This is a genomic window from Curtobacterium sp. MCBD17_026 (assembly GCF_003234895.2).
Lineage (GTDB): Bacteria > Actinomycetota > Actinomycetes > Actinomycetales > Microbacteriaceae > Curtobacterium > Curtobacterium flaccumfaciens.
Map to the genome: position 1 here is coordinate 199,745 of NZ_CP126281.1, position 12,999 is coordinate 212,743.

The 12,999-nt window shown below is 71.7% G+C and carries 11 protein-coding genes; 5 read left to right on the forward strand and 6 right to left on the reverse strand.

Annotated elements, in window-relative coordinates:
- Positions 1–54: 54 nt before the first annotated feature.
- Complete coding sequence (locus DEI85_RS00975) at positions 55–1,077, reverse strand: LacI family DNA-binding transcriptional regulator (protein ID WP_111124091.1); 1,023 nt, start codon at positions 1,075–1,077, stop codon at positions 55–57.
- Between the two features lie 216 nt (positions 1,078–1,293).
- Between DEI85_RS00975 and DEI85_RS00980 the strand changes: the two genes are divergently transcribed.
- The 4 genes from DEI85_RS00980 to DEI85_RS00995 all read left to right on the forward strand — a co-directional run bounded on the left by DEI85_RS00980 (position 1,294) and on the right by DEI85_RS00995 (position 6,585).
- Entirely contained in the window at positions 1,294–3,327 is a 2,034-nt protein-coding gene (locus DEI85_RS00980) for a beta-galactosidase (RefSeq protein ID WP_111124092.1), read from the forward strand.
- Positions 3,324–4,238, forward strand: a complete 915-nt coding sequence (locus DEI85_RS00985; RefSeq protein ID WP_111124093.1) for a carbohydrate ABC transporter permease — start codon at positions 3,324–3,326, stop codon at positions 4,236–4,238. The genes DEI85_RS00980 and DEI85_RS00985 overlap by 4 nt, the downstream gene beginning before the upstream one ends.
- Positions 4,235–5,185: a carbohydrate ABC transporter permease gene (locus DEI85_RS00990; RefSeq protein WP_258376388.1), complete on the forward strand. Its 951-nt coding sequence runs from the start codon at positions 4,235–4,237 to the stop codon at positions 5,183–5,185. Before DEI85_RS00985 ends, DEI85_RS00990 begins: the two co-directional genes overlap by 4 nt.
- 62 nt (positions 5,186–5,247) lie before the next feature.
- Entirely contained in the window at positions 5,248–6,585 is a 1,338-nt protein-coding gene (locus DEI85_RS00995) for an ABC transporter substrate-binding protein (protein ID WP_111124094.1), read from the forward strand.
- A gap of 103 nt (positions 6,586–6,688) precedes the next feature.
- On the opposite strand, the gene DEI85_RS01000 is transcribed toward DEI85_RS00995, so the two are convergent.
- The 4 genes from DEI85_RS01000 to aztB are packed head-to-tail and all read right to left on the reverse strand — an operon-like array spanning position 6,689 to position 10,924.
- Positions 6,689–7,870, reverse strand: a complete 1,182-nt coding sequence (locus tag DEI85_RS01000; RefSeq protein WP_110858919.1) for a hypothetical protein — start codon at positions 7,868–7,870, stop codon at positions 6,689–6,691.
- A 26-nt stretch (positions 7,871–7,896) separates the two neighbouring features.
- Complete coding sequence (locus tag DEI85_RS01005; RefSeq protein WP_502868682.1) at positions 7,897–8,838, reverse strand: metal ABC transporter solute-binding protein, Zn/Mn family; 942 nt, start codon at positions 8,836–8,838, stop codon at positions 7,897–7,899.
- On the reverse strand, positions 8,835–10,034 hold the full coding sequence (locus DEI85_RS01010; RefSeq protein ID WP_111124095.1) for a YncE family protein: 1,200 nt from the start codon (positions 10,032–10,034) through the stop codon (positions 8,835–8,837). The genes DEI85_RS01005 and DEI85_RS01010 overlap by 4 nt, the downstream gene beginning before the upstream one ends.
- Entirely contained in the window at positions 10,031–10,924 is an 894-nt protein-coding gene (gene aztB, locus DEI85_RS01015) for a zinc ABC transporter permease AztB (protein ID WP_111124096.1), read from the reverse strand. Before aztB ends, DEI85_RS01010 begins: the two co-directional genes overlap by 4 nt.
- A gap of 50 nt (positions 10,925–10,974) precedes the next feature.
- Here aztB and DEI85_RS01020 point away from each other — a divergent pair, with 50 nt between their 5' ends.
- Complete coding sequence (locus DEI85_RS01020; protein ID WP_258376389.1) at positions 10,975–11,619, forward strand: ATP-binding cassette domain-containing protein; 645 nt, start codon at positions 10,975–10,977, stop codon at positions 11,617–11,619.
- 117 nt (positions 11,620–11,736) lie between these two features.
- Here the strand turns inward: DEI85_RS01020 and DEI85_RS01025 are convergent, their stop codons facing one another.
- On the reverse strand, positions 11,737–12,999 hold the full coding sequence (locus tag DEI85_RS01025; RefSeq protein WP_111124097.1) for an MFS transporter: 1,263 nt from the start codon (positions 12,997–12,999) through the stop codon (positions 11,737–11,739).

A 12,999-nucleotide genomic window follows, 5' to 3' on the forward strand; every position in this document is an offset into this window, starting at 1 on the left:
ACGGGAGGCCCGTGGCGACGCCGCCACGGGCCTCCCGTGGCGTTCCGTGGCCGGCTACGCGGACCCGCGCCAGACGACCTCCGTCGGCAACAGCAGACCGCGTGGACCGTCGTCGGTGCCGCCGATCTGCTCGAGGACCTGGTGCGCCGCCTGCTCGCCGAGCAGGCGCGCCGGCTGCCGCACCGTCGACAGCTGCGGGTCGCACCGCAGCGCCCAGGCACTGTCGTCGAAGCCGACCACGCCGACGTCGCCGGGGACACTCCTGCCGTTGCGCTGCAGCACGTCCATGGCACCGGCGGCGACCGCGTCGGACGCGGCGAACACCCCGTCGATGTCCGGGGCTCGCTCGAGCAGCTCGCGCATGCCCTCGGCGCCGGCGGTGTAGCTGAACAGGGGGTTCCGGGCGACGAGGTCGGGGTCGAAGCGCTCGCCGAGTGCCGCGGTGAACCCCGCCAGACGGTCCTGGCCGGAGTCGCGGTCGAGTCCCGAGGCGAGCATCCCGATCCGGCGTCGACCGGTGTCCATCAGGCGCCGGGTGATCTGCTCGGCTGCGGCGCGGTTGTCGATGCCGATGTACGAGATGTTCGCGGCGTCGGACGGGTGCCCGACGAAGCAGGCGGGCATGCCGATCTCCTCGATCGCGCCGGTGATCGGGTCGCCGTCGCGGGCGGACAGCACGATGGCGCCGTCGACGAACCCGCCGCGCAGGTACTCGACCACGCGTTCGCTGTCGCGGGCGGAGTCGACCATGATCGTGACGAGCTGCTGGTCGGCGTCGGACAGCACGGCGTTCGTGCCGATCAGGATGTTGCCGATGTTGGGGTCGTCGAGCACCACGACCGAGGGTTCGTGGACGATGAGCGCGATCGCCCCGGATCGCCGGGTGACCAGGCTGCGGGCTGCGGCGCTGCGCACGTAGCCGACGCGTCGGACGGCGTCCTGCACGGCCTCGCGCGCCTTGGGCGACACGTACGGCTCGTCGTTCAGCACCCGTGAGACGGTGCCGCGCGACATCCCCGCTTCGTCGGCGACGTCCTGGATCGTGGCGCGCTGACGAGCGGATCGGACCTCGGACATGGGGCAACCATATCCGGCGCCGAGGAGCCCTCGGAACGCCTCGCAGTTGACAGGGTGCAGCCGCTGGTGTTTGATCTGGGAGCGCTCCCAGAAATCTCCGGCCCCGATCGGCCGGTGCGGACTGGGAGCGCTCCCAGAACACTGGGTGGCCTTCGCCGTCGAAGGGGTCGCACGCGACCGAGGCGGCCGGGGTCGCCCCGATCAGCGAGGATCCCCGTGACGACCACCACCCTGCCGACGACCGCCACCGGCGCGCTCGGCCTCGGCTCGACGGGCCTCGCGTTCGGGTGCGACTACAACCCCGAGCAGTGGGACCCCGCGGTGTGGGTCGAGGACGTCCGGCTCATGCGTGCGGCCGGCGTGAACCTCGTCGCGATCAACGTCTTCGGCTGGTCGCACGTCGAGCCCCGGCAGGGCGAGTACGACTTCGCCGCGCTCGACACCGTCATCGAGCTGCTGCACGGCGCGGGCATCGGTGTCGACCTGGGCACCGGCACCGCCTCGACGCCGCCGTGGCTCACCACCCGGTACCCCGAGGTCCTGCCCGTCGTCGCCGACGGCACCACCCGCTGGCCCGGTGGCCGCCAGGCGTTCTGCCCGAGTTCCCCGGTCTACCGCGAGCACGCCCTCGCCCTGGTCCGCGCGACCGCCGAGCGCTACGGCGACCACCCCGCCGTGCGGCTCTGGCACGTGTCGAACGAGCTCGGCTGCCACAACGCGCACTGCTACTGCGACGTCTCCGCCCAGGCCTTCCGCGGCTGGTTGCAGGCCCGGTACGGCACGGTCGACGCACTCAACGCCGCCTGGGGCACCTCGTTCTGGAGCCAGCGCTACTCCGCGTGGGAGCAGGTGCTGCCGCCCCGCGCGACGCTGTCGTTCACGAACCCCGCGCAGACCATCGACTTCGACCGGTTCTCGTCCGACGAGCTCCTCGGTCACCACCGCGCCGAGGCCACCGTCCTGCGCGAGCTGAGCGACAAGCCCGTCACGACGAACTTCATGGTGGCCGCGCACATCACGGCGCTCGACTACTGGTCGTGGGCCGACGACATGGACGTCATCGCGAACGACCACTACCTGGACCACCGCCTGCCCCGGCCGCACGTCGAGCTCGCCTTCGCCGCCGACACCACCCGTGGCCTGGCCGGCGGCGCCCCCTGGCTGCTCATGGAGCACTCGACCGGCGCCGTCAACTGGCAGCCGCACAACGTCGCGAAGGCCCCGGGCGAGATGCTCCGGAACACCGCGGCGCACATCGCCCGCGGGGCCGACGGGGTCTGCTTCTTCCAGTGGCGCGCATCCGTGCAGGGCAGCGAGAAGTTCCACTCCGCGCTGCTGCCGCACGCCGGCACCGAGTCGCGCACCTGGCACGACGTGGTCGCGCTCGGCGCCCTGGTCGAGCGGCTCGGTGAGCTGCGTGGGTCGCGTGTGGTCGCCGACGTCGCGCTCGTGTTCAGCTGGGAGAACCAGTGGGCGGCCGACCTCGAGGCCCACCCCAGCACCGCGCTCCGCTACCTGGAGCAGGTCCACGCGTTCCACGCCGCGCTCTGGGACCTCGGCGTGACCGTCGACGTCGTCGCCCCCGGGGCACCGCTCGACGGGTACGCGCTCGTCGTCGTCCCCGAGCTGTACCTGGTCCGCGACGAGCACGCGGCCGTCATCGCCGACCACGTCGCCGGCGGCGGGCACGCGATCGTCAGCTGCTTCAGCGGCATCGTCGACGAGCGCGACCGGGTCCGCACCGGCGGCTACCCGGGCGCCTTCCGCGACCTGCTCGGCGTGCGGGTGGACGAGTTCCTCCCGCTCGCCGCCGACGCCACGATCGCGCTGTCCGACGGCACGACCGGCAGCGTCTGGTCGGAGCCGGTCGAGCTGCGCGGTGCGACGAGCGTCGTCGACTACGCCGAGGGCTCGCTCGCCGGCCGCCCGGCCGTCACCCGCAACGAGCACGGCGCCGGGACCGCCTGGTACACGTCCACGGTGCTCGACGCCGGTGCGCTGGGCGGCTTCGTCCACCGCGTCCTCGACGAGGCCGGGGTGCGCGCCGACCCCGCCGTCCGCCCCGGACTCGAGGTCGTCCGTCGCCGGGACGACACCCACGAGTGGGTCTTCCTGCTGAACCACTCCGACCGCACCGTCGAGCACCACGAGGTCGGCCACGAGCTCGTCGCCGACCGACCCGTCACCGGGACCACCGCCATCGCCCCCGGCGGGACCCAGATCATCCGCACCGACAGGAACCGCTCATGACCACCACCGCACAGTCGCCCAGCGCGACCCGACGACGCCGGGGCGGCGGGTTCCGCTACCGCCGCGCGATCGCGATCTTCGTCCTGCCGTTCGCCGTCCTGTTCACGGCGTTCTACCTGGTCCCCATCCTCTACGCCGTGTGGGAGTCGCTGCAGAAGATCGAGCGGCAGGGCACGTTCGGCGCCCCGACGCAGGTCTTCGGCGGTCTGAGCCAGTACGCCCTGGTGTTCCAGGACGGCGAGTTCTGGAGCTCCGTGCTCCGCGTGCTGCTGTTCGGTGCCGTGCAGGTGCCGGTGATGCTCGGGCTCGCGCTCCTGTTCGCCCTGCTGCTCGACTCCCCGCTGCTGCGCGGCAAGCGGTTCTTCCGCCTGGCGTTCTTCGCGCCGTACGCGGTGCCCGGCGTCATCGCCGCGATCATGTGGGGCTACCTCTACGCCCCCGACCTGTCGCCGTTCTCCGCGGTGACCTCGCGGGTCGACCTGCTGGGCGGCAGCACCGTGCTGTGGGCCGTCGCCAACGTCGTGACCTGGGTCTACGTCGGCTACAACATGCTCATCATCTACTCGTCGCTCCTCGCGATCCCCGCCGAGGTGTACGAGGCGGCGAAGCTCGACGGTGCGTCCCAGCTCCGGATCGCCCTGTCGATCAAGATCCCGCTCGTGGTGCCGGCCATCGTCCTCACCGCGGTGTTCTCCGTCATCGGCACGCTGCAGCTGCTGACCGAGCCGACCGTGTTCCGCCAGTTCACCTCGACCATCTCGTCGACCTTCACGCCGAACATGCTCGTCTACTCGACGTCCTCGGTGCCGAACTTCAACCTCGCCGCGGCGTTCTCGGTCGTCCTCGCCGTCGCCACGTTCGTCCTGTCGATCGGGTTCCTCCGACTGACCCAGCGGAAGGCCGCCGAATGACCGTCAACGCCCCGTCACCAGGTGACCTCGTCCGCGACGTCGGCCGACCGCTCGAGCCGAACCGGGCCTCCCGTCCGAACCAGCGCGGAGCGCGCGGTCCCCGTGAGAGCGTCATCTCGCGCAGCGCCGCGATGATCGTGATGGGGGTCTTCACCCTCTACTTCCTGCTGCCGATCTTCTGGCTGCTGGTCTCGTCCACCAAGACCGCCGCGAACTTCAACTCGACGTTCTCGCTGTGGTTCAGCGCCACCTCGGTGCAGGACTTCTCCGGCAACCTCGTCGAGCTGTTCACGCGGCAGGACGGCATCTACCTGCGCTGGCTGCTGAACAGCATCGCCTACGCCGGGGTCGCCGGCCTGCTCGGCACCGTGCTCTCCGCGATGTGCGGGTACGCCCTGGCCAAGTACCGGTTCCGCGGCCGCGAGGTGCTGTTCAACGTGTTCCTCGGCGGCGTGCTCGTGCCGGCGACCGCCCTGGCCCTGCCGCTGTTCCTCATCTTCAGCCAGGTCGACCTGACCGACACGTTCTGGTCGGTGTTCCTGCCGAGCATCGTCAGCCCGTTCGGCGTCTACCTGTCGCGGTTGTTCGCGGCGTCGAGCGTGCCGGACGAGATCATCGAGGCCGCTCGCATCGACGGCTCCGGCGAGGTCCGGACGTTCTTCACCGTGGCGGTGCGGCTCATGTCGCCCGCGCTCGTGACGATCTTCCTGTTCCAGTTCGTCGCCGTCTGGAACAACTTCTTCCTGCCGCTCGTGATGCTCCGCGACTCGTCGCTGTTCCCCGTCACCCTCGGCCTCTACACGTGGAACTCGAGCGTGAACCAGTACCCGGACCTGCGCACCCTCGTGCTCATCGGGTCGTTCGTCTCGATCATCCCGCTGCTCATCGCCTTCCTGAGCCTGCAGCGCTTCTGGCGCTCCGGCCTCGGCTCCGGCGGCCTGAAGTAGCCCCTCGACCCGCACCCCTTCCCGCACCAGTTCTCCCCACACCACATCCGAACGGACACAGCATGAAGACAACGAAGTTCCTCAGCGTCGCCGCGATCGCCGTGGCCGCCACCGTGGCCCTCGCCGGCTGCAGCACCGGCGGCAGCAGCAGCGGCGGCGGATCCGACACCGCGGCCGCCAGCTGCAAGCCCTCGGACGGCAAGGTCACCCTCGACTTCACGACCTGGGTGCCGAACATGGACAAGGTCGTCGCGATCTGGAACAAGGCCAACCCGGACATCCAGGTCAAGGTCTCGATCGTCGCGAACGGCAACAGCGGCACCTACCAGAACTTCTTCAACCAGCTGAAGGCCAAGCAGGCGCCGGACATCGGCCAGGTCGAGTACGACACCCTGCCGGCGTTCCGCGTGCAGGGCGGCCTCGAGGACATCGGCGCGTGCGCCGGCATCAGCGACGCGAAGAAGGACTTCTCCGACGGCCTGTGGAACCAGGTGACCTTCGGCGAGTCGAAGTCGGTCTACGCGGTGCCGCAGGACTCCGGTCCGATGGCGCTGTACTACCGCAAGGACCTGTTCGAGAAGGCCGGTCTCGACGCCCCGAAGACGTGGGAGGAGTACGCCGAGGACGCCGTCAAGATCAAGGCGCTCGGCGGCAACATCACCAACTTCGCCAAGGGCGACGTCAACCAGTTCGCGGGGCTCGTCTCGCAGGCCGGTGGCCAGTGGTTCGAGAACTCGGGCCAGGACTGGAAGGTCAACCTGAACGACGACGCGTCGAAGAAGGTCGCCGACTACTGGCAGGACCTGATCGACAAGAAGCTCGTCAACACCCTGCCGAGCTTCACCGACCAGTGGAACAGCGCCTACGACAGCGGCAAGGACTGGACCTGGGTCTCCGCGGTCTGGGGTGCGAACACCATCTCGAGCGGTGCGCCGTCGACCTCGGGCAAGTGGGCCGTCGCGCCGATGCCGCAGTGGGAGTCCGGCGAGACCAAGTCGGCCGCCTGGGGCGGTTCGTCGAACGTCGTCTTCGCGGGTAGCGAGCACCCGGCCGAGGCGTCGAAGTTCCTGGTCTGGCTGAACACCTCGACCGAGGCGCTCTCCGCACTGAACAAGGAGGCCAACCTGTACCCGGCCTCGACCACCGGCGCCGACCTGCCGGCCCTGACCGAGGGGCTCGACTTCTACGGCGGCCAGAAGATCTACGAGGAGTTCACCACCGCGGCGAAGGACATCCAGCCCTTCACCTGGGGCCCGACGATGACGCAGACCTACTCGGACGTGTCCGACGGCTTCGGGCAGGCGGCGTCCGGCTCGGGCACGTTGGCCGAGGCGCTCGAGTCGGGCCAGTCCAAGACCATCGCGGCGCTCAAGGCGCAGTCGATCCCGGTCAAGGGCTGACGCACGGCGGCTGACGTCGCGCGGTCCACGCGCTGAAAGCGGACAGGAGGCCCGTGGCGGGATCGCCACGGGCCTCCTGTCGCGTCTCGGGTCGGTTCCAGCCCTACGCGACCGCGATCTCGTTGGGCACGCCCGGCAGTTCGTCGCTCGAGGCGATGACCTCGCCGGTGGTCAGGTCGACCGCGTGGACCTTCTGCTCGGCGGTGTCGGTGACGTAGGCGACGTCGCCCTCGACCTTCAGGGCCGGGTGGGCGTCCTGCCACTCGGCCGGGCCCTCCCACGCGTCGATCACCGGGTACGACTCCAGCTGCTCGCCGGTGGTCTCGTCGAAGGTGTGCAGCGCGCCGTCGGAGCCGAGCACGACGGCCTCGTCGCCGGGGCCGCGGGCCAGGTCGCGGAAGGTGAAGCCGACGCCGTCGGGCATGTCGGCGACGGTGTACTCGCCCGAGGCCGCGTCGATCAGGGCGATCTGGTCGAGCAGGTAGCCCTCGCTGTCGGGGTCGTCGTTGTAGTCGCCGACCGCGACGGACGAGTCCTCGGTGGTGAACAGGTTGCCGGTGCGGCCGTACTCGGTCGGGGCGTCGATCTTCTCGAACGCGCCGTCGTCGTAGACCAGGGCGCCGTCGGTGCAGCCGAACACCGCGACCTCACCCGTGACCGCACCTTCGCCGTGCACGTCGGGGCACTCCTCGGACCGGGCGATCTCCTCGCCGTCGGCGTCCAGGGCGCGCACGCCGGACCGGCTCTCCTCGGTGCCGATGGTCGTCAGGAGCGTGCCGTCCTCGAGCTCGATCGCGACGCCGTGGTGGGCCGCCTCGGACTTCGTCGTCTCCACCTCGGGCAGCTCGGCGCCGTCGAGCTCGGTGTGGTCGAACGTCGTCACGTCCCCCGTGCCGTCGGCGAACAGTGCGGTGGTGTCGCCGTGGACGACCGCGTGGCCGCCGGTGTCGGCGGGGAACACCGCGTCGGTCAGGGCCGGCTCGGCCTGCGTGTCGAGGACCCGGAAGCCCTCGGGCACCGTGACGAGCACGTGGCGTCCGTCACCGGCCGGGTTGACCCGGGTGAAGCCGTCGATCGCGTCGTCGGCCACGACCTGCAGGTCCTGGTCGAGGACGAGGAGGCCACCGTCGTAGGTCAGGGTGATGCGGGTCCCGTCGGCCTTCGGGGTCGCAGTGTCTTCGGACCCGGCGTCGGCGGTGTTCGTCGCGCACCCGGTCAGGGCCAGGGCGGCGGCGCCGAGCAGGGCGGCGGGCCACACGACCCGGAGCGTCTTCGTGTTCGTCATGTCGCTCACTGTATTGATTCTCATTCTCAATTACCAATCGACAGGCCGTCGACGATGGCCTCGGTGTTCGAGCGCATCATCCCGAGGTAGGTGGCGGCGTCGCCGTCCTCGGTGAGGGACTCCGTCGCCAGGGGTCGGATCTCGACGTGCAGGTCGACCTCCTCCGCCAGCACCTCGGCCAGTCGCGCGGGCTGCGAGGCGTCGGCGAAGATCGTCCGGACTCCCGCCCCGTCGATCGCGGCGGCCAGGTCGCGCAGGTCGGCGGCGCTCGGGGAGGCCAGGGTGGTCCCACTCGGGATCACCGCCCCGACGACCCGGAACCCGTAGTGGTCGGCCAGGTAGCCGAACACGTGGTGGTTCGTGACGAGCGCCCGGCGTTCCTCGGGCACAGCACGGAACGCGGTCGTCATCGTGTCGTCCAGGTCGCGGAGCTCGTCCAGGTAGGCGTCGGTGCCGGTCGGCTCGATCCCGGCGTCGCGCAGGTCCTGGTCAAGGGCCTCGACCACGTCGACCATCCGGGCGGGGTCGGTCCAGAAGTGCGGGTCGGGCCCGCTGTCGTCCTCGGTGGTCCACTCCAGCGGGTCGAACGCGTCTCCGGCGGTGGAGACCGGCACGCCGTCCTCGGCCGCCGCCGCGACGTGGCGGGCGACCCCTTCTTCGAGCCCGAGCCCGTTCTCGACCACCAGGTCGGCGCTCCGCAGTCGTGCGGCTTCCTGCGCGGAGACCTCGAACGAGTGGGGGTCGGCGCCCGGGGGCATGAGGACCATGACATCGGCCTGGTCCCCGACGACTTCGCTGACGACGTCACCGAGGATGTTCGTGGTCACCGCGACGAGGGGGCGGTCGGAGCCTGCGGTGGTGCACCCGGTGGCGACGAGGGCGACGACCGCGGCGACGAGGCCCGCGGTCAGGGTGCGCCGTGCGGCTCTGGTGGCCCTGGTGGCCCTGGTGGCCCTGGTGCCCGTCACAGCCCGACCTCGGCGAAGGCGACGGGCGCGACGGGGAGCTCGATCGTGCGGGCGACCCGGGCGCCGTCGGCGAAGTCGATCTCGTGCACGGTGCCGTCCGCGGGGTCGGCCAGGTAGGCACGCTGGGCGTCGAGCTGCAGCAGCGGTGCGGGGTCGTCGGGGCCGGCCTCGAACAGCGGCTCGGTCGTGGCGACCTTCCCCGTCGAGGCGGTCACGACGACCACCCGCCCGGAGTCGTCGACCCCGACCACGTGCTCGTCCTCGTCGTCCACCGCGACCACGGTGCGCAGGGGCCGATCGGTCGGCACGAGGCGCCAGGAGCCCTGTCGCACGTCGAGCAACCAGAACCCGGTGGTGTCCGCCAGGCCGGCGACGGTGGGCCGGCCGGCGCGTGCGTCGAAGGCCGGCGGGCGCTCGGCGCCGTCGGGCAGGTCGACGAACGCGGTCTCGCCGGCGTCGTCCACCACGACCGCTCCGTCGGCGCAGCCCACGACGGCACCGGCGCGGGTGACGATCCCGCCGGCGGGGTCGGTGCAGGTCTGCGCGGTGTCGGCGGCGTCGGTCGCGTCGCCGTCCGGGTCGAGCACGCGGACCGTGTCGCCGTCGGCCGCCACGAGCTGCTCGCCCATCGGCAGCAGGACGCTCGCGTCGATCCGTGCGGTCTCGTCGACCTCGCCCTGTCCCAGTGCCTGGCGGTCGAGCGCGACGGCCTCGGCCCGGTCCGGCCAGGTGATCGTCGTCATGGTCTCGGACGAGTGCACCTCGACCCGACCGCCGCCGTCGATCGTGCCGACGGTGCGGGGTTCCGCGGCGTAGTAGTGCGTGTGGTCGCCGTGGTCGACCGTCCAGGACCCGCCGTCGACGATCGTGGTGCGGTCGGCGTCGCTCGTCACGAGGAACCGGCCGTCGGTCGCCGAGTGCTCCGGTGCGTCCACGTCCTCGAGTTCGGTGGTCTCCTCGGTGAGCAGGTCGTGCAGCGCGGTCGCGCCGGTCGCCGACACGGCCAGCAGGCGCACCTGGGGTTCCTGGGACTCGCTCGCGCCCGCCACGTAGCCGTGGGGACGGGCGGTGCCGGTCGAGCTGTCGGCCGACGGGGTGCCCGTGGAACAGGCTGTGACGGTGAGGGCCAGGCCGGTGGCGAGGCCGATGGTGGACAGGAGGCGCGCGGGGACGCGGCTGGTGGTCGAGTGCTTCATGCTCCCTCTCGAGACGGTGCGGCGGATCGTGGTGCTGCCGGCGCGGCCGCGCGCGCCGGTGTGGGGATCGGGATGTGCCGCCGGAGGACGGCGGCCAGGGCGCGCGAGACCACGACGCCGCCGACGGCGACCGCGGCGATGCTCGCGCCGGCGGCCGTGCCGGCGTGCCAGGAGACGAGCAGGCCGACGAGCACGGCGGCGGCACCGATGCCGGCGCCGAGGACCATCGTCGAGGCCACGTGCCGGGTCCAGGCGCGGGCGGCGGCGGCTGGCGCGAGCAGCAGGCCCACGACGAGCAGGGTGCCGACGGCCCGGTACGAGGCGACGACCGCCAGGGTGACGAGCCCGATGATCACGACCTCGGCCAGGCGTGGGTGCAGTCCGAGCGTCGTGGCCTTGCGGGTGTCGAACGCCAGCGCGGTGAAGGGTCGGTGGAACGCCACGGCGACGGCCAGGGCCACGGCTGCGGCGATCGCGAGGCCGCCGACGTCGGCCCGGGTCACGGCGAGGACGTCGCCGAACAGGATGGCGGTGACGTCGGTGGCGAACGACCGCGAGGACGACACGATGATCACGCCGAGCGCGAGCATCCCGACGAAGAGCAGGCCGATCGAGGTGTCGTACGACAGCCGGGCACGACGTCGCAGTGCCCCGATGCCGAGCACCATCACGCCCGCGCTGACCGCGGCGCCGAGCACCGGCGGGATCCCGGTCAGGGTGGCGATCGCGACGCCGGGCAGCATGCCGTGCGAGAGTGCCTCGCCCAGGAACGCCATGCCCCGGATCAGCACCCACGTGCCGACCACGGCGCAGAGGACCGCCGCCAGGGAACCGCCGACCAGGGCGCGCACCATGAAGTCGACGGAGAACGGATCGGTCAGCCAGGTCACGGTCCGAGACGCTACATGAAAACGAGTATCGATACTGATAGCGTGCTCAGGTGCCTGCGACCGAGCCGACCGAGCCGACCGAGCCCCGATCCGCCGTCCATCTGGACCGCGTGACGGCCGTCCTCGGCGACCGGACCGTCCTCGACGCGCTCGACGTGACGTTCCCCGCCGGGGTCGTCACCGCGCTCACCGGACCGAACGGCTCGGGCAAGTCGACGCTGCTCGACGTGGTCGCGGACGTCGTGCGGCCGACCGCCGGGAGGGTGACGGGCCTCCCGTCCGACGGTGTCGCCTACGTGACCCAGTCCGTGCCGCCGACCATGCTCCCGCTCACCGTCCGCGCGGCCGTGACGATGGGGCGGTGGCGGCACCGCGCGTGGTGGCGGCCGCTCGGACGCACCGACCGTGTGATCGTCGACGCGCAGCTCGAGCGGATGGCGGTCCTCGACCTGGCAGACCGGCCGATCGAGGAGCTGTCGGGCGGGCAGCGTCAGCGCGCGCTCGTCGCGCTCGGGCTGGCACAGCGGGCCGGGGTGCTGCTGGTGGACGAACCGACCGCGGGGGTCGACGCCGAGTCGGCGGCGCTCGTGGTGGCGGCGCTCGCCGACGAGGCCGCGGCAGGGGTCGTGGTCGTGCACGCGGCCCACGACCCCGCCGCGATCGTCGCGGCCGACCGCGTCGTCGCCCTGACCTGACCGATTCCGCAAAACACCGGTGTTCGCCCGTTGAACCGCGGTCTGCACGTGTTCAACGCGCGAACACCGGTGTCTTGCGACCGGTCCCGACCGCCCCCGACCAGTCCCCGACCGGCGTCAGGGGCAGGCGACGGCCACGGGAGCGGTCGGCGTCGGGTCGGCCGCGACCGGCTCGGCGGCAACATGGTCGGCCGCGACCGGCTCGACCGACGGCACGGCACTCGACTTCCGCAGCCCCATCGCGACGAGCACGACGGCACCGACGATCGCGACCCCGCCGGCCAGCCAGAAGTCGGCAGCCAGACCGAACGACGACACGGCGGCACCACCGAGCACCGAACCGGCGGCGATCGCGAGCTGGATCGTCGTGACGAACAGCGCGAGCCCGGTCTCGGACCCGGCCGGCGACGCCGTCGACATCCACGTCTGCATCCCGAGCGGCAGCGCACCCCACACCAGGCCCCACACGACGAGCAGCACGAAGACCCCCACGACGGAGTGGGCGAGCAGCGGCAGCAGCACGACGGCCGCCGCGAGCACGAACTTCGACGCCCCGATGGTGCCGAGGACACTGCGGTCGAGCGTGAAGCCCGCGGCGAAGTTGCCGACGATGCCCGCGACGCCGAACACCAGCAGCGCGATCGTCACGGTGTCGGGGCCGACGCCGACGAGCTGCTGCAGGTACGGCGCGATGTAGGTGTACGCGGCGAACTGGGCCGCGAAGACGAAGGCCGCGGCGATGAGTCCGACCCGGGCGCGGGGCACGCGGAGCAGCGACCCGAGCGTGGCGAACCGCACCCGCTGCTGCGCGGGGATCTTCGGCAGCATCGCCAGCTGCAGGACGAGCGCGACGAGACCGAGCGCCCCGCCGATCACGAAGCCGAGGCGCCAGCTGGCGAGCGACGACACCAGGGCGCCGAGCGGCAGGCTCACGACGGTCGCGACGGAGACGCCGGCCGTGATGAGCGAGGTCGCGCGGATCGTCAGCTCCGGCCGGACGAGTCGCCCGGCGATCCCGGCGCCGATGGCCCAGAAGCCCCCGATGCCGACACCGAGCAGCATCCGTGCGATCAGCAGCACCCAGAACGACGGCGCGATCGCGGCGAGGCCGTCGGCGACCACGAGCAGCACGGTCAGGGACACGAGCACCACCCGGCGGACGAGTCGCGAGGTCAGGACGGTGACGACCGGTGCCGCGACGGCGCCGACGAGTCCGGTGGCGACGACCATCAGGCCGGCGGTGCCGATGCCGACGTCCAGGTCGTCGGCGATGGCGGGGAGCAGCCCGATGGGCAGGAACTCGGACAGGACGAGCACGAACGACCCGAGTGCGACGGACGTGACGCTGAGCCACCCGCGGCGCTCTGCTGACGATGTCAT